This window comes from Microbulbifer mixtoriginis (SeqCode), assembly GCF_052467515.1.
In genome coordinates this window covers 3,897,501-3,914,467 of the sequence record NZ_CP174314.1, presented here as the reverse complement: position 1 = coordinate 3,914,467, position 16,967 = coordinate 3,897,501, and the positions used below count along the sequence as shown (strand labels likewise).

12 protein-coding genes (1 of these 12 only partly in view) are annotated in these 16,967 nt (G+C 51.1%); 10 read left to right on the top strand and 2 right to left on the bottom strand.

Going from position 1 to position 16,967, the window contains the following annotated elements; translation table 11 throughout:
- Window positions 1–83 precede the first annotated feature (83 nt).
- From rluD to ACJJIT_RS16760, 5 genes are all read left to right on the top strand, one after another.
- Window positions 84–1,040, top strand: coding sequence for a 23S rRNA pseudouridine(1911/1915/1917) synthase RluD (gene rluD, locus ACJJIT_RS16780; RefSeq protein WP_444899119.1), 957 nt, complete (start codon window positions 84–86; stop codon window positions 1,038–1,040).
- Window positions 1,041–1,120: 80 nt separating this feature from the next.
- Window positions 1,121–1,894 (top strand): peptidoglycan editing factor PgeF, encoded by a 774-nt coding sequence (gene pgeF / locus ACJJIT_RS16775; protein WP_444899118.1) that lies wholly within the window; start codon window positions 1,121–1,123, stop codon window positions 1,892–1,894.
- 280 nt (window positions 1,895–2,174) lie between these two features.
- Window positions 2,175–4,778 carry an ATP-dependent chaperone ClpB gene (clpB, locus tag ACJJIT_RS16770; protein WP_444899117.1) on the top strand — a complete coding sequence of 868 codons (2,604 nt, stop codon included), beginning with the start codon at window positions 2,175–2,177 and terminating at the stop codon, window positions 4,776–4,778.
- 348 nt (window positions 4,779–5,126) lie between these two features.
- On the top strand, window positions 5,127–6,224 hold the full coding sequence (locus ACJJIT_RS16765; protein ID WP_444887986.1) for an efflux RND transporter periplasmic adaptor subunit: 1,098 nt from the start codon (window positions 5,127–5,129) through the stop codon (window positions 6,222–6,224).
- Between the two features lie 18 nt (window positions 6,225–6,242).
- On the top strand, window positions 6,243–9,314 hold the full coding sequence (locus tag ACJJIT_RS16760) for an efflux RND transporter permease subunit (protein ID WP_444899116.1): 3,072 nt from the start codon (window positions 6,243–6,245) through the stop codon (window positions 9,312–9,314).
- Between the two features lie 20 nt (window positions 9,315–9,334).
- Here the strand turns inward: ACJJIT_RS16760 and ACJJIT_RS16755 are convergent, their stop codons facing one another.
- Entirely contained in the window at window positions 9,335–10,399 is a 1,065-nt protein-coding gene (locus ACJJIT_RS16755) for a helix-turn-helix domain-containing protein (RefSeq protein WP_444883728.1), read from the bottom strand.
- Window positions 10,400–10,651: 252 nt separating this feature from the next.
- On the opposite strand from ACJJIT_RS16755, the gene ACJJIT_RS16750 reads away from it, so the two are divergent.
- Together ACJJIT_RS16750 and ACJJIT_RS16745 are read left to right on the top strand one after the other, a co-directional pair.
- On the top strand, window positions 10,652–11,869 hold the full coding sequence (locus ACJJIT_RS16750; protein ID WP_444883729.1) for a hypothetical protein: 1,218 nt from the start codon (window positions 10,652–10,654) through the stop codon (window positions 11,867–11,869).
- Window positions 11,870–11,888: 19 nt separating this feature from the next.
- Window positions 11,889–12,968 carry a DUF4785 family immunoglobulin-like domain-containing protein gene (locus tag ACJJIT_RS16745; RefSeq protein ID WP_444899115.1) on the top strand — a complete coding sequence of 360 codons (1,080 nt, stop codon included), beginning with the start codon at window positions 11,889–11,891 and terminating at the stop codon, window positions 12,966–12,968.
- Between the two features lie 10 nt (window positions 12,969–12,978).
- On the opposite strand, the gene ACJJIT_RS16740 is transcribed toward ACJJIT_RS16745, so the two are convergent.
- Window positions 12,979–13,458: a DUF4124 domain-containing protein gene (locus ACJJIT_RS16740; protein ID WP_444899114.1), complete on the bottom strand. Its 480-nt coding sequence runs from the start codon at window positions 13,456–13,458 to the stop codon at window positions 12,979–12,981.
- Window positions 13,459–13,917: 459 nt separating this feature from the next.
- Here ACJJIT_RS16740 and ACJJIT_RS16735 point away from each other — a divergent pair, with 459 nt between their 5' ends.
- The 3 genes in view from ACJJIT_RS16735 to ilvC are tightly spaced (at most 24 nt apart) and all read left to right on the top strand, a layout consistent with a single transcriptional unit that may run on beyond the window.
- On the top strand, window positions 13,918–15,654 hold the full coding sequence (locus tag ACJJIT_RS16735) for an acetolactate synthase 3 large subunit (RefSeq protein ID WP_444899113.1): 1,737 nt from the start codon (window positions 13,918–13,920) through the stop codon (window positions 15,652–15,654).
- Window positions 15,655–15,665: 11 nt separating this feature from the next.
- Entirely contained in the window at window positions 15,666–16,157 is a 492-nt protein-coding gene (gene ilvN, locus ACJJIT_RS16730; RefSeq protein WP_252084471.1) for an acetolactate synthase small subunit, read from the top strand.
- Window positions 16,158–16,181: 24 nt separating this feature from the next.
- Window positions 16,182–16,967 carry the 5' portion of a ketol-acid reductoisomerase gene (gene ilvC / locus ACJJIT_RS16725; RefSeq protein ID WP_444891386.1) on the top strand. The gene runs 240 nt beyond the window's last position, so the window shows 786 of its 1,026 coding nt (coding positions 1–786); its start codon is at window positions 16,182–16,184; its stop codon lies off the right edge, out of view.

The window sequence follows — 16,967 nt, the reverse complement described above, 5'->3', positions numbered from 1 at the left end:
TTAAACTATCCGCCAAGATTAATCTGGCGCTCCAGACATTTAAACACAGTCCCGGAGCTGCCCAAAGTATTTGCAATTGTTTGATGAATGACCACCTAAAACTCGATATTGAAGTTCCGGCCAGTATGGCTGGTCGAAGATTAGACCAGGCAGCAGCCGAATTAATTCCCGATTACTCCCGCGCTCGCCTGCAATCCTGGATCAAAGGCGGCCAGCTCACCTTGAATGGTGCTGTTGCCAAGCCTAAGGATAAGCTATTTGGCGGTGAGCAGCTCAGTCTACGCGCGGAATTGGAGGCTCAGGGAAGCTGGAGCGCCCAGGCCCTGGACCTGAATATTGTCTATGAAGACGATAGTCTCATTGTGATCAATAAGCCTGCAGGCCTAGTGGTTCACCCGGCTGCGGGTAATCCTGATGGCACTTTGCTAAACGGCTTGCTGCACCACTGCCCAAATCAGGAGGTGATTCCCCGTGCTGGCATTGTGCACCGCTTGGACAAAGACACCAGTGGCCTAATGGTTGTCGCCAAGACTTTACCGGCACAGGTACACCTTGTAGACCAATTGAAGCAGCGGACGGTCAGTCGGCAGTATGACGCTTTGGTACAAGGCTATATTACCGGCCCCGGTCGCATCGACGCGCCTATCGGTCGCCATCGCCAGAATCGACTGAAAATGGCGGTACTCGATTTTGGTGGTAAAGAAGCCATCACGCACTATCAAGTACAGCAGCGCTTCCGTGCCCACACCCTGTTGCGCTGCAAGCTGGAAACCGGGCGTACCCACCAGATTCGGGTACATATGGCCCATATACGTCATGCATTGGTCGGCGACCCGCTTTATGGTGGGAGGCCTAAATTGCCCGCCGAAGCTAACAGGGAGCTGGTTGAGGCACTTCAGGGGTTTCCCCGTCAGGCCCTACACGCTGCAGAGTTGGCTCTGGTTCATCCGCGCACCGGGGAAAATATGCACTGGTGTGCTCCTATGCCAACGGATATGCTTCAGTTGCTCGAGCTCCTCAATAGGGATCGGAGTGAGTGAAATCTGTGACTATATCTTCACTGGAGGTGGAGTGTGCAGTCACGGCCCGCTCCGCAACATCGATATAAAGCAGAAAAACTATGTCCCTCGATCATTACCTGACTCCCTCTTGGCCGGCGCCAGCCAGGGTGCGTGCCGTCACTACCTTGCGCAATGGCGGTGTTAGCACCGGAGCTTTTAGCAGCTTCAATCTCGGCGCCCATGTGGGGGATGAGGAGTCTGCAGTAATGGCCAATCGGCAGCAGTTGTCGGAGGAGTTGAAGCTGCCGGCGGTGCCTCAGTGGCTGGAGCAGATTCATAGTGACAAGGTCATTGAGGCACAGAGCGATGGGCTTGTGCGTACCGCTGATGCCAGCTTTAACCTTGGCGGTGGCGCTGCTTGCGCGGTTCTCACAGCCGACTGTCTGCCGGTGCTTATCTGCGACAAGACGGGCACCAGGGTAGCTGCAGCACATGGGGGGTGGCGCGGTTTGGCCGAGGGCATTTTGCGTAACACGGTTACTGCGCTTGATTGCGACCCAAAAGAATTACTAGTCTGGCTGGGGCCTGCGATTGGCCCCGAAGCTTTTGAAACGGGCGTCGATGTTTTAGAAGCCTTTTTCGAGCATGCGCAAAGTGGCACGCATACCGAGGCGATTGCTCAGTGTTTTCGTCCCCACAGTAGGAAACCCTTGCACTTTCTTGCTGATATCTATGCCCTGGCGCGAGCTGAATTGGCTGAACTTGGCATAGAAAATATTTATGGGGGGGAATATTGTACAGTGAATGAAGCCGAACGTTTTTTTTCTTACCGCAGGGAAAGAACTACCGGACGAATGGCTTCATTAATCTGGTTGGCGGATGATGAAAGCTGAGAACACTGTAAAGAAAGGCGAGTGATTTTTGCTGTGCTTTCTATCTATTGGGGCCTTACTTGCAAAAATCAAGCTTCAGGTGTGGATTTAAACTAGATTTAAGAAAAAATATTTTGCGCATTAATGATTTACGTCAGGAATTCCCACCAATTGATTTAAATCATTGAAAACCTTCCTCCCGCCCCTATTTTATTTCCCAACACTACACTGAAGCGTGGCGCCGCTTGGCTGCTATCGACCCAGTACTACACAAAATCCCCGAGTAGGAGAGGTTGCATTCATGCGTATAGACAGAATGACAAACCCGCTGCAGGCAGCTTTTGCCGATGCACAATCTCTGGCCGTTGGCAGAGATCACAACCAAATTTATCCAGAGCACCTGTTGCTTGCGCTGCTCAACCAAAATAACGGCAGCGTGCCTGCATTTTTGTCGCAGGCCGGATTTAATCTAAATGGTCTGCGCAATGACCTGGCTAAAAGGCTGGATAACCTGCCAACTATCAGTTCCCCCACTGGGGACGTGGGTATGTCGCAGGAGCTGATGCGCCTGATGAACCTCACGGATAAAAAAGCGCAAAAAAATGGTGATAGTTTTATTTCCAGTGAGACAGTTTTACTCGCTGCGTTTGATTCTGCTGCAGGGGAAATTGCCAAAATACTCAATGCCAATGGCGATTTAAAACAATTAGAGGCAGCGATACAAAAAGTGCGTGGTGATGAAAAAATTGACGATCCCAATGCGGAAGAGGCACGTCAGGCATTGGATAAGTACACCTTGGATCTGACCGAACGCGCGATAGCCGGCAAGCTGGATCCGGTGATTGGTCGCGACGATGAAATTCGTCGTACGATACAGGTATTGCAGCGTCGCACTAAAAACAACCCGGTACTGATCGGGGAACCCGGTGTAGGTAAAACCGCGATTGTCGAGGGGCTCGCTCAGAGAATTGTGAACGGTGAGGTTCCCGAGGGCCTCAAAGACAAGCGTCTGTTGTCATTGGACTTGGGCGCTCTGCTAGCCGGCGCCAAGTTCCGTGGAGAATTTGAAGAGCGCTTAAAAGCTGTTCTCAATGAGCTTTCCAAGCAGGAAGGGCGGATCATTCTGTTTATTGATGAGCTGCACACCATGGTGGGGGCGGGCAAAGCTGAGGGTGCTATGGATGCCGGTAATATGCTTAAGCCGGCTCTAGCGCGTGGTGAGTTGCACTGTGTTGGCGCCACAACCCTGGATGAATATCGCCAGTACATCGAGAAAGATGCGGCCCTTGAACGTCGTTTCCAAAAGGTACTGGTGGATGAGCCCACCGAGGAAGATACCATTGCCATATTGCGGGGATTAAAAGAACGCTACGAAGTGCACCACGGCGTGGATATCACCGACTCGGCCATCATTGCTGCCACCAAATTGTCCCAGCGTTATATTACCGATCGTCAGCTGCCGGACAAAGCCATCGACCTGATCGATGAAGCGGCTAGTCGTATCCGCATGGAAATAGATTCCAAGCCGGAATCGATGGATAAACTGGAGCGCCGTTTAATCCAACTTAAAATCGAACGCGAGGCAGTCAAAAAAGATAAAGATGACGAGGCCACACAGAAGCGCTTAGCCAAGTTGGAGGAGGAAATTCACCAGTTGGAAAAGGAATACTCCGATCTCGAGGAAGTTTGGAAAGCGGAGAAATCCCAGCTTGCGGGTAGCCACGACCTGAAAGAGAAACTGGAACAGGCCAAGTTGGATATGGAATCGGCGCGTCGCGCCGGTGATTTAACCCGAATGTCGGAGCTGCAGTACGGTGTTATCCCACAGCTGGAACAACAGTTGAAGTCTGCTGCAACCCATGAGGCAAGTGAAGAGCCGCGCCTGTTGCGCAATCGGGTGACCGATGAAGAAGTGGCCGAAGTTGTTTCTCGCTGGACAGGTATCCCGGTTTCCAAAATGCTGGAGGGCGAGCGGGAAAAATTACTGCGTATGGAAGACGAGCTTCACAAACGTGTTATAGGCCAGGGTGAAGCGGTGGAAGCTGTCGCCAATGCGGTGAGGCGCTCCCGTGCGGGTCTCGCTGATCCTAATCGCCCCAACGGCTCTTTCCTATTTCTGGGCCCCACCGGGGTTGGTAAAACTGAGCTCTGTAAGGCGTTGGCACAATTTCTCTTCGACACCGAAGATGCCATGGTGCGCATCGATATGTCGGAATTTATGGAAAAGCACTCGGTGGCCCGCCTGATAGGCGCACCTCCGGGGTATGTGGGTTACGAGGAGGGCGGCTATCTGACTGAGGCGGTGCGTCGTAAACCCTACTCAGTAGTGTTGCTCGATGAAGTGGAAAAGGCACATCCGGATGTATTCAATATCCTGCTGCAGGTGCTGGATGATGGTCGCTTGACCGATGGCCAGGGTCGCACCGTGGACTTTCGCAATACTGTTGTAGTGATGACTTCCAACTTGGGGTCGGACCTGATCCAAAAGTTTGCCAGCGCCGAGAGTGGAGATGACTTGGATGCCGAAATTCGTTATCGACAGATGAAAAATGCGGTGATGGAAGTGGTGGGCAATCACTTCCGCCCAGAATTTATTAACCGTATTGATGAGGTAGTGGTATTCCACCCGCTGGATAAGGCGGAAGTGCGCTCCATTGCGGAAATTCAGTTGCGACAATTGTGCCGCCGTCTGAGCGAGCGTGATCTGAAGCTGGAGGTTTCCGTGGGCCTGTTGAATAAGCTTGCTGAGGTGGGCTTTGATCCGGTCTATGGCGCGCGGCCACTGAAAAGGGCGATACAAATCTGGCTGGAAAACCCACTGGCGCAAGATGTGCTCGCAGGTAAATTTACTCCCGGCACCACTATCCACGCGGATGTCGAGGGTGATCGGGCGGTATTTCGCTAGTCGGTATTATTCGTTTGTCTGTCGATGAAACAGGTGGTTATACATCTGTTTCATCGACTCTTAGAGTAGGATATTTCGTTTTCTTCCTCCTTCTTTAATCTCGCTCAAAAATTGGGTGCAGGTACCTATCTTTTCACCATTATCGTCACTTCCGTCCCTTCCGTGGCGTTCAAATATCATTTCAGGCTAATCCAATGAGAGTCTAACAATACGCACGGGATTTTCTTTATAAACTAAATCTGGTGGTCTGTTCAGTTGGTGGCTCCCAGAGTCAGACTTCCCGTCTTGTTGATCCGCGGCATTGTTGTGAATGATCGGGGGTAAATTATCAGTAAACGCATGGTGCTTATGCTGCTCGGGTGCCTGGTACTTTTTGGCGGTATTTTTGCGTATAAATTTATTGCCCAGCGTATGGTGAATCAATTTCTGGACAATATGCGTTTGCCGGCTCCTACAGTGACCTCGGCGAAGGCGCAGGTGCAAAATTGGCCAGAGGATTTAAGCGGGGTTGGTACAGTCCGTGCCGTCAATGGTGTTGAGGTTACGACAGAGGCCGAGGGTGTGGTTAGTGCTATCCACTTCAAGTCCGGCCAGTATGTACACAAAGGCGACCTTCTCGTGGAAATATTCGCCGAGCCGGAGAAAGCACAGCTGCAGGTTCTGGATGCTGAGCTGCGTTTGGCAAGGCGCAATTATGCACGAATTAAAACGCTTACCGCTCGTGGTGTGACCACTGAAGCAGAGCTCGATAGTGCACGTAGCACCTTGGATCAGGTAGTGGCCAATATCGAGGTACAGCGCGCCAGGGTGGATCAGCGTAGAGTGCTGGCGCCTTTTAATGGTGTTCTAGGTATACGCCGTATTGATCTTGGGCAGAATGTCAGCCCGGGGGACGCGGTAGTCACTCTTCAACAGCTCACGCCTATCTTTGTCGACTTTTCCCTGCCAGAGCAGAAATACTCTCTGGTTAAGGAGGGGATGCCAATCAGCCTGACTACCGATGCTTTTCCCGGTAAAACCTATCTGGGGAGAATTACCGCGGTAGACCCCAGAGTAGATAGGGCCAGCCGCAATTTCCTGATACAGGCTACGCTCGAAAACCCCAAGAAGCACCTGCGCCCAGGTATGTTTGCCCAGGTTTCTGTAAAAATTGAAGCCAGCCGTCGAGTACTTTCGGTCCCCCGAACGGCCCTGTTGTTTGCTCCCTATGGCGTATCGGTCTTTGTGTTGGAAACGGATGCCTCTGATAACAGTGTCACCGCAAACAAACGTTTTGTTAAAACCGGGGAGGAGCGCGGTGATCTGGTGGAAATTGTAGAAGGATTGCTACAGGGCGATGAGGTGGCCAGCAGCGGCTTGCTCAAATTGCGCAACGGTGAGGCTGCGGTAATCAACAATGAGAACAAGCCGCCAGAGGACCCATCTCCCACTCCTGAAAACAGTTAATTTGTACTGGGTGTTGCGGTGAATTTTACAGAAATATTTATTCGTAAACCGGTATTAGCTTCAGTAGTCAGTTTATTTATTTTTCTACTGGGTTTGCGCTCAATAACTGAATTAAATATTCGCCAGTATCCGGAACTGGAGAATGCAGTTATTACAGTCACTACTGTCTATGTGGGAGCAGACTCCGATCTTGTACAGGGATTTATTACCACGCCGCTTGAACAGGAGATTGCAACGGCGGATGGCATAGATTACATGGTATCTACCAGCGTACAGGGGCTCTCGACCATCAATGCCTATGTGCGATTTGATTACGACCCCAACGAGGTGCTGACTCAAATTGTTGCCAAGGTAAATAAATTGCGCAGCGACTTGCCCGAAGAGTCTGAGGATTCCAGTGTGGAGATGCAGCAAGGGGAAACAACCGCTGCCATGTACCTTTCTTTTTCCTCGGAGATCCTTGCTAACAATCAAATTACCGATTACTTAGTTCGGGTTGTGCAGCCCAAGCTGGCTACTATAGCCGGGGTACAGCGTGCACGTTTGCTTGGGGACAGTATTTTTGCTATGCGCGCCTGGTTGAAGCCTAAAGAAATGGCTGCGTTGGAGGTGACACCTGAAGACGTAGCCAATGCCCTGCGCAATAACAATATCCTTTCTGCAGCGGGGGCTACCAAGGGCTCTAGAGTAGCAATAGAAATACGTGCAGACACGGATATTTCCCGCCAAGTGGATTTTCAAAATCTGGTGGTGCGGGCGAGCGGCGATCAATTGGTAAGACTTAGAGATGTAGCGGATATTGAGTTGGGAGCGGAGACTTACGATAGCTCGGTGACATTTAACGGGCAGTCTGCAACTTTTATTGCTATTGAAGTCGCCCCCAATGCAAACTCCTTGGATGTTATCAAGCATGTACGGGAAAAGCTGGAGAGTGAAATTTTTCCCCAGCTACCGGAGGGGATGCAGGGAGAGATTCCCTATGATAGTACTGAGTATATTCAGGACTCTATTTCTGAAGTGGTGCGTACCATTGTTGAGGCAGTGATCATCGTTATCGTGGTCATCTACCTGTTTCTGGGGTCTTTGCGCAGTGTTTTGATTCCTGCCATCGCACTTCCTCTTTCCCTAGTGGGTGCAATGTTTCTGATGCTGTTGATGGGCTTTTCCATCAACTTGCTAACTCTGTTAAGTATGGTGCTGGCTATTGGCATAGTCGTGGATGATGCGATTATCGTTTTGGAAAATGTGCACCGCCATATTGAAGAGGGGCTCACGCCTCGCGAAGCAGCCATTGTAGGGGCTCGAGAACTAGCATGGCCAGTAGTAGCCATGACTACCACTTTGATCGCCGTGTATATTCCTATTGGCTTTCTCGGTGGCCTTACCGGAACTCTGTTTATCGAGTTTGCCTTTTCTCTCGCCGGTGCCGTACTGCTATCGGGTGTGGTCGCGCTAACACTTTCACCAATGATGGCTTCTAGGATACTGAAGCCGCGTGACGGTGGGGGGACACGCTTGGAGGCCTGGTTGGAGCGGCGCTTTGCGAATTTACAGAAGGGTTTTGAAAAGCGCCTGCACAACGCATTAGAGGAACGCAGCGTTATTTTGCTTTTCGGTTTGATTGTTTTGGTGAGCTGTTATTTTCTTTTTATTACTTCACCGCAGGAGCTGGAGCCTACAGAAGATCGGGGCTTGGTCCTCACTATATCCACAGCAGATGCTTATGCCACACTGGATTATGTTGAGCAATATACAGGGGAGTTGGTGGATATTGCTGATCTCTATACTGAGGTGGAAAATATTTTCCTGCTCAATGGCGCCGGTACTTTTAGCAGTGGTGTCAATAATGCTACGGCGGGCTTTGTATTAGGGCCCTGGGAAAAGCGCAAACGTGACACTGCACAAATGCAGGAACTAATCAGTGAGGATGTGCGCAACATCGCTGGTCTTAAAGTGGCTGTGGTTGTGCCGCCGAGCTTGCCCACTGCAGGTGGTCAACTGCCGGTGGAATTTGTTATCGGGGCAACAGAGCCAGTGGAGAATCTCGCCGATGTTGCCAGTGAAATCATGGCAAAGGCCTTGCAAAGCAGGAAGTTCATTTTTCTGGACTCCGATCTGAAAATTGATAAGCCTAAGGTCGTTATTGAAATAGACCGAGAGAAGGCTGCGACTATGGGGGTGGATATGGTGAACCTTAGTCGTGACCTGGGGGCAATGCTTTCCGGTGCTTATGTTAATCGCTTTTCACTCGATAATCGTAGTTATAAGGTGATCCCCCAGGTCGAGCGAGTTGATCGCCTGACTCCTGCCCAGTTGAAGCAATATTATATCCGGGCGATTAATGGGGACCTGGTTCCTATTAATACTCTGATTAATCTACGCCAAATCGTTGAACCACAGCAATTAAAACGCTTCCAGCAACTTAATGCGGTTACGATATCCGGAGTGCCGCGCCCGGGTGTCACCCTAGGTGAAGCGTTGGACGTTTTGGAAAATGCGGCGAGGCAAATACTGCCAGCCGAGTATTCTGTGGACTACTCCGGTCAATCCCGTCAATTCAAAACGGAAGGTTCTGAATTGGTCATAACTTTTTTCTTTGCACTGATAGTAATTTATCTGGTGCTGGCCGCCCAGTTTGAGTCCTGGCGCGACCCTCTCATTATGTTAGTGACTGTCCCGATGAGTGTGTGCGGCGCTATGATCTTTGTAAGTCTTGGTCTAACCACACTTAATATCTACACCCAGGTGGGACTGGTGACTCTAATCGGCGTTATCTCCAAGCATGGAATTCTAATTGTGGAGTTTGCCAATAAATTACAAATGGGGGGAGTGGATAAGCGTACCGCTATAGAGGAGGCCACTTCTATTCGTCTGCGGCCGGTATTGATGACAACGGCATCACTGGTGCTGGCAATGGTGCCACTGCTGATTGCTTCAGGGCCCGGTGGTGGGGCCCGTTTTGCCATGGGGCTGGTCGTCGCCTCGGGTATGACGATTGGCACATTGTTTACCCTTTTTGTGGTGCCTGCCATGTATCTTTATTTGGGGCGGGATTACGAAAAGATAAGGGCACAAGTGCAGGGCAATTAATGGCCTCGTGCATGATACTTTTAAGCGTCGAGGATACCTCTTGTGGTGTTACTGCGGCGGAACTCACTGGGAGTAACCCCCTCGTGTTTTTTAAAGAAGCGGGTAAATACCGCGCGCTCGGCAAAGTGCAGCTTTATTGCGATACTCTCGACAGATTCACTGGAGGACAGCAGTAGACGTTTGGTCAGGGCCAGGGTGACGCTGTCTTTTAGCTCCTGAAAAGTAACCCCCTGTTCTTTCAATCTCCTTTGCAGGGTGCGGCCGCTGGTGCGAAAGTGAGCGGCGGCCTGTTTAATGGTGACTTCCTCGCGAAGAATGTGTTTTTCCAGCCATGAGCGCAGGCTCGCAGCTAAGTTGTAACTCGATAGCGTATTGTGTAAAACAGTTTTTAAAACATTTCGGCTCTGGCTACGCAGTAACTTGTGGTAGCTGGGGATAGGAAAATCCAGTGTTTCAGAGCCAAGAATAATGGCGTTGGTATCACAGTCAAATTCTACTGGGCTTTGGAATATACGGGCATAAATAGAATCATCCTCGGGTTTTGGCCTGCGCAACTTAACACCGCATACCTCAGTAAACTGGGGGTTCAGCGTACGCAATAATTCCGCGATTCGGGCCATTAACATTTCGGCAAAGAAATGGTTTACCGGTTCGCTAAATAATTCTAAGCGCCATTGCAGAGTGAGGACTTCACATTCTTTTTCTTGTCTTGTTTCGAATCTTAGTAGCGGCGCCAGGGTTTGCGATAAAACAATTTCCGCAGGGCGCAGTATTTCCCGTGGCCGCCGCAGGGAGGGTTGCGCCTCGATAATGGTTTCTTCCAGCCACAAGATAATAGGAAAGCGACTGAAACTGAGTCCCGGCGAAGAAACTGGGGAAAGTGCTACCAGGTTTTCAATCAGTGCATTGAACTCGCTGTAACTCAGTCGCTCGTTCTCGCGGGGATTCCAGCTAAATGCGAAAGGCAGCCGCTCAATTAGAGTACCAATAGGAATACCCAGCCGCGCAGCAGCTGTAACGAAATAGGGCGCAAATATTTTAGGCACGCCGGCATGGCCGGACATATTTTTATTCTGGTCTCTCATGACTCTTTGCCGTCCGGGTGGCGTTAATTCGATCATAGCAAAGGCGTATCAATCTAAGAAAACAATAATGTGAATTATGACGAACCGGTCGCCTCATGTGGCGCACTTGATCATCCTGTGGCGCCATAAATCCTATTGCGGCACCCACCTCAGCAGATAAGTTGCAGGGGTCTGCAGTGTGTTGCGAAACGGATACCTCGAGACTCTGCGGTCAGTAAATATCCACTTATAAAATTATAAAGGTCAATAACCATGACACTGTCTAAACGACTGGGCGCAGGCCTGTCTGTTTTTTTTGCTGCGATGGTAGGCACTTCTGCAGCGGTAGCGGAGAACTGCTACATCCTGGTCCATGGACATGGAGTCGAGGGGCATACAACCAGTACAGCGAGCGATGGGAGTTTAGTGCAACCGGCACTGGACTATTGGAGCGAAACCTATTTCGATGAATATAAAAACAGCAGTTTTATCGACCAGCTGCTAATCAGCGGCGGCAATTACGGAGTAGTGGGGTACAACTCTACCGATGAGGGTGAGCTGCCCTACTGGCACGATAAAACCTCCGGTGAAATTGCACGGCAAATTATTCAGATCCGCAGTGGAGCCGGAGACAGGTTCGAACACGAAAACCAGTGTTCTGCCGATGATACCTTCTGGATTATTTCCCACAGCCAGGGCGCTGCGCAGATGATGTATATCGCTGGCAACGCTGTTGAAGGATCACCTTACTACAACCGTGCTTACAATCAGTACGACACTGATACTGAAGTACAGGATGTTAAGAAGTGCTCGACAACTTGGTGGGGCAGCAAGAGCTGTAAAACCGTTTCTGAGGAAGTACAGGTTGCCAGCCTGAGTGATGCCAACGCGGTTACTGTGGATTTTGATAGTGCGATTAGCGGAGTGGCTGCGATCTTCACCACTGGTGGAGCAATCACCGGTACCGAGGGCGTGGATCGTATCTGTAATGGCACTTGGTATGATGAGGTGATCAATGACCTCTTCTTTGGCAGGGAGTGTGCCGCGGTGCGCTATATGCAGACCAACGATATTTATACCGTGCGTAATTACGTGGGCACTAATCTGGGTGCGCCTGTCTATACCATTGGCGGCTACGCGGGCTTTCCCGGTGCAGAAAGCGTTTCCTCGGCACTGCTGAATGGTGAAGATGATGGTTATATTAATCTCGCCTCCCAGATGAACTGCTCTGGTTCCGGCAAACGAAGCCTCTGGTCAAACCTCAAGCAGTACGACACCTTCATGGGTATTGCCTACGGCAGTGCCACCTTCTCCTGTGATAACGACAATAAGGGTACTGCTCGTTCCTACAATCTGGCCAGCATTTATACCGATCACGATGCTCAGCGCAATGGCGGTATTTTGTCTCCGGATTACGATGGCATCCCCGATGGTTTGAATTGTGGGGTTGGTAAAAACAGCGCCGGCCGAATTGCCGCCTGTACTCAGTAATTTTTGCGGGAGCTAGCCCATGTCCGTCAGCAACAATCGCCTCAAGGGGCGCTTAGTCATCCTGGGATCCATTGTCCTTATCGCCGCAGCTGTGGCTTATTGGTTCACTGGTGAGGGTGGGGAAGTATCCACAGCGGTTGTTGCCAAGGCGGAAGCTGGCGGGCTCCATGCCCCAAAGCCACAGAGGGCCGAGCTTCAAGAGGTAGCGCTGGTTGAAGAGAAACCGGTCGAGGATAAATCTATTCAGGTTTGGCAGGAGATCCAGGCGCGGCCAGTCAAGACCGAATTGCACCAGTCACTGCTCTCTGATCTGGCAAAATTTCACCGCTATCCACCGGAAAATCGCGCGATCAAGAGCGCTTCGCAGGATCCGATTTCCCAGACCCATGCCCCAGACCAGCGCACTACCTATAGTGACAATGGAGACACCTTGACCCTGTGGACTGATCAGAAGTTCTATCTGTATGGTGATACCGTGCGTGTCTTCGCCTTTCAGACCGATAGCGATGGTGTCAAGGTACCAGCGGACCTGACCGCCCTGATGGTGTTGGATGACCAACATGTGCTGGGTTCACTGACCTTTGAAGATGGCAACGGGGACTTGGTTTACGAGGCGGAGATAGAGGCGGGAGCTTACCAAGGACAGTCGCTGCCAACGGGTATTTATAAGATCATCGTGGATACGGATATCGATGGCCTGCGCGATGCAGCGGCATTTACACTGTCAGAGGATACGGGCAGCTATACCGGCAACTTGCGGGACTCGCTTACCAGTGAGGGTAATTTACTAGTGGAAGCCGAAGTGGAAATATTGCAACAGGGCCGTTTTTACTTCCGTGGTTCCCTCTACAACGATGAGCAGACGCCCATTGGCAGCACCCAATATGCGGTTGAGCTTTCTCCAGGGCGCCACTGGATCCCCTTCGAATTTTACGGTCTGATGATCCGCGATGCCGATCAGGATGGCCCCTATCTGGTTAAGCAGCTGAGTATTGCGCGGGTGACGGTGCCCAGGGCAGATAGGCTGTTTGAACCCGGCTATTACACCGAGCGTTACAGCCTGGAGCAGTTTAACGAAACGCCCTATAAAGAGCTTTAAAAGCTAGGGCTTAGCAGTTATCGCGAATACTCTGTTTTTCCTTGGTAATGCGTTCCTGGCGTTCATCTTCTCCCAGCATACGGTGATTGCCCTGTTCGTCGATTTCACGTACCCGAGCGTGGGTAGTCAGGGCTTTCAGGTTTTTCTGGGAGGACTCACAGCGTTGTGCGCGTGCAGCTGCCTGGGCGCGGGCTACTTGCTCATCCACTTTTGAGGGGCTCTGGACTTCTTGTTTTGTGGTATTTTTTCTCTCGGGAGTGGGCTTGGCAGCCACTTGGTTGGCTTTTTCTGCAGCTATCGCAGCCTGTTGTTCCGCTTCCCATTGTTTGTAGCGCTCCGACTTCGGCTTCTTTATAACTTCAACTTTAGTGCTACTGGGTGGCTGCTCCCCAAAGTGCACCACGCCGTTCTCATCCACCCACTTGTAGATGCCGTTGGCTTGAGCGGCCAGTGCCAGGCCGGAGAATAGCATTGCGAGTGCGACGCGCATTGGATTACCCCTTATCGTTGTATCTTTCCTTACCCGACATATTGTACCGGTAACGGTGGACTTTCCTGTAACTCTCTTAACACTTTCAGTCATGTCTATTGACAGTCAATGTTGGATTGGCAAAATCGACTGTTTCCTCGGCGAGTAGTCGTCTCCGCACACCCGCGGCCAGGACACTAGCACAGGTGGACCACCCCTCCGCCGCAATTCCGCCGAGAGGCTCTCCCTACCCCTGGAGGCCTGCTAGCCTGCAATTCGGACACCGCCGTGTCGGTTTCAGGCTGGGTGTTTTACTACGCGCGATGATCTCATCCTAAAAATCGGCATGTAAACACGCAACAGGCTGATATCTGTCATCATTTTCCTTTACAATTGCCGTTCAACATTCTTGTTGTTCGTTCGGTTAGCGGTTCTTTGGTGATGGCTATCCTACCAACTAGGTGAATTGAGGAGACTCAAGTGGAATTACTTTCCGGCGGCGATATGTTGGTTCGCGCGCTGCAGGATGAAGGGGTAGATCTGATTTTTGGCTACCCGGGCGGTTCGGCACTGCATATCTATGACGCCATCTTTAGGCAGAAGTCCATCAAACACATTTTGGTGCGGCATGAACAGGGTGCTACTCACGCTGCAGACGGCTATGCCCGCTCAACAGGCAAGGCGGGTGTTGTACTTGTGACCTCGGGTCCAGGGGCCACGAATGCGATTACCGGAATTGCTACCGCCTATATGGATTCGATTCCTATGGTGGTGATTTCGGGTCAGGTGCCCAGCGATAAGATCGGTGAAGATGCCTTTCAGGAAACCGATATGGTTGGGTGCTCGCGGCCAATCGTAAAGCACAGTTTCCTGGTGAAGAACGCCGAGGATATTCCCGAGATCGTTAAGAAAGCTTTCTATATAGCCACGACTGGCCGCCCTGGCCCTGTGGTGATTGATGTACCCAAGGATGTAACCAACCCCGCCGAGCGCTTTCCCTACCGCTACCCGGATAAGCTGCGCATGCGCTCCTATACTCCGGCGGGCAAGGGCCACAGTGGACAAATTCGCAAGGCGGTGGCGTTGTTGCTATCGGCGCGGCGACCGGTAATTTACGCTGGCGGTGGTGTGGTTCAGGGAGATGGCTCCGAACTGCTCACTGAGTTGGCTCGCCATTTGAATTATCCCGTGACCAATACCTTGATGGGACTCGGCGCTTTTCCCGGTAGCGATAAACGTTTTCTCGGTATGCTCGGCATGCATGGCACCTTCGAGGCTAATACCGCTATGCATCATGCAGATGTCATTCTGGCGGTGGGAGCGCGTTTCGATGACCGCGTTACCAATACTCCCAGCAAATTTTGTCCGGGAGCCAAGATTATTCATATTGATGTGGACCCGGCTTCTATTTCCAAAACCATCGTCGCCGATATTCCCATCGTTGGTACTGTGCAGTCAGTACTGGCTGATATGCTGGAAGCCTTTAAATCCAGTGAGGAACAGCCGGACCAGTCAGCAATCGTTGACTGGTGGCGTCAGATAGACGACTGGCGTGAACGTCACGGCCTCTATACCGTTCCGCGATACAAAACTGACGGCGCCCTGATCATGCCGCAGGAGGTCATTCGTGCGGTTTACGATATCACCGAGGGCGATGCCTTCGTGACCTCTGATGTTGGACAACACCAGATGTTTGCCGCCCAGTATTACCATTTCGACAAGCCGCGCCGTTGGATTAACTCCGGCGGGCTCGGCACCATGGGTTTTGGTCTGCCTTCTGCCCTGGGAGTGAAGATTGCCCACCCAGATAAAGAAGTTGTCTGTGTGACCGGTGAGGGCAGTATCCAGATGTGTATTCAGGAATTGTCCACCGCTACTCAATACCATCTGCCGGTTAAGATTCTGTGTCTCAATAACCAGGCACTTGGCATGGTGAAGCAGTGGCAGGAAATGCAGTACGAAGGGCGCCTTTCCAACAGTGTCTACGAAGAGTCTCTGCCGGACTTCGTCAAGCTTGCAGAAGCCTATGGCCACCTGGGTGTGAAGATTGAGCGAAGAGAAGAATTGCATGAAAAACTGCAAGAGGCCTTTGCGCATAAAGATCGCACGGTGTTTATCGATGTCTACGTCGATCCCTCTGAGCATGTCTACCCGATGCAAGTCATGCCGAGTGGCTCCATGCGTGATATGTGGCTGAGCAAAACCGAACGGACATAGGGGTTAGGGAAATGCGGAGAATTATTTCGGTTTTGATGGAGAACGAGCCGGGAGCGCTATCCCGAGTTGTGGGATTGTTTTCCCAGCGCGGCTACAACATTGAGAGCTTGACTGTGGCGCCTACAGAAGACGCCACTTTGTCACGCCTCACCATGGTGACCATAGGTGATGATCACAAGATCGAGCAGATAACAAAAAACCTCAACAAATTAATTGATGTGGTGAAGCTGGTTGACCTTACGGAAGGCTCTCACATTGAGCGGGAATTATTGCTGGTAAAGGTGCGCGCCAATGGAGCCCAGCGCGATGAGGTCAAACGAAGTGTAGATATTTTTCGTGGGCAGATAGTGGATGTTACCAGCAGTATGTACACGGTTCAGGTTGCCGGTACCGGTCAAAAACTCGATGCATTTTTACAGGCATTGGGAGAGCACACCATTATGGAAGTCGTGCGCTCCGGGGTTTCTGGAATTGCCCGCGGTGAAAAAGTATTAAGTGTTTAGATAGCAGGAAATAGGAATTTAGTCATGCAAGTTTATTACGATAAAGATTGTGAACTGTCTTTAATTCGCGGGAAAAATGTTGCGATTATCGGTTACGGTTCTCAGGGGCATGCCCACGCCAATAACCTCAAGGATTCCGGTGTAGAAAATATTGTTGTCGGTTTGCGCAAGGGTTCTGGCTCCTGGAGCAAAGCGGAGAGTGCCGGCCTGCGTGTTGCCGAGGTAGAGAGTGCGGTCAAAGATGCTGATGTGGTAATGATTCTGGCACCGGATGAGTACCAAGCCAATATTTACAAAGAGCAAGTGGCCCCCCATTTAAAATCTGGTGCGGCACTCGCCTTTGCTCACGGGTTCAATGTGCATTTCGAACTGATTGAGCCGCCGGCAGATATAGATGTCATTATGATTGCGCCAAAAGGTCCCGGGCATACTGTACGCTCCACTTATCTTGAAGGGGGCGGTGTGCCAACTCTGATTGCGGTTTATCAGAATGCTTCCGGCAATGCGAAAGAACTGGCACTTTCCTACGCCAGTGCAAATGGTGGCGGCCGTTCTGGAATTATTGAAACTAATTTCCGTGAGGAGACTGAGACAGATCTTTTTGGAGAGCAGGCTGTATTGTGCGGGGGGGTTTCCGCCCTGGTGACCGCTGGTTTCGAAACTCTGGTTGAGGCCGGTTACGCGCCTGAGATGGCCTATTTCGAGTGCCTACATGAGCTGAAGTTGATTGTCGACCTGATGTATCAGGGCGGTATTGCTGACATGCGCTATTCTATTTCCAATACTGCAGAGTACGGTGATTATGTCACT

What these genes read in the sequence shown, in the direction of transcription:
- clpB (WP_444899117.1), top strand. Translation starts at nt 2,175, where the DNA reads ATGCGTATAGACAGAATGACAAACCCGCTGCAGGCAGCTTTTGCCGAT.
- ilvN (WP_252084471.1), top strand. Translation starts at nt 15,666, where the DNA reads ATGCGGAGAATTATTTCGGTTTTGATGGAGAACGAGCCGGGAGCGCTA.
- rluD (WP_444899119.1), top strand. Translation starts at nt 84, where the DNA reads ATGAATGACCACCTAAAACTCGATATTGAAGTTCCGGCCAGTATGGCT.
- ACJJIT_RS16740 (WP_444899114.1), bottom strand. Translation starts at nt 13,458, where the DNA reads ATGCGCGTCGCACTCGCAATGCTATTCTCCGGCCTGGCACTGGCCGCT.
- ACJJIT_RS16750 (WP_444883729.1), top strand. Translation starts at nt 10,652, where the DNA reads ATGACACTGTCTAAACGACTGGGCGCAGGCCTGTCTGTTTTTTTTGCT.
- ACJJIT_RS16765 (WP_444887986.1), top strand. Translation starts at nt 5,127, where the DNA reads ATGCTGCTCGGGTGCCTGGTACTTTTTGGCGGTATTTTTGCGTATAAA.
- pgeF (WP_444899118.1), top strand. Translation starts at nt 1,121, where the DNA reads ATGTCCCTCGATCATTACCTGACTCCCTCTTGGCCGGCGCCAGCCAGG.
- ACJJIT_RS16755 (WP_444883728.1), bottom strand. Translation starts at nt 10,399, where the DNA reads ATGAGAGACCAGAATAAAAATATGTCCGGCCATGCCGGCGTGCCTAAA.
- ACJJIT_RS16745 (WP_444899115.1), top strand. Translation starts at nt 11,889, where the DNA reads ATGTCCGTCAGCAACAATCGCCTCAAGGGGCGCTTAGTCATCCTGGGA.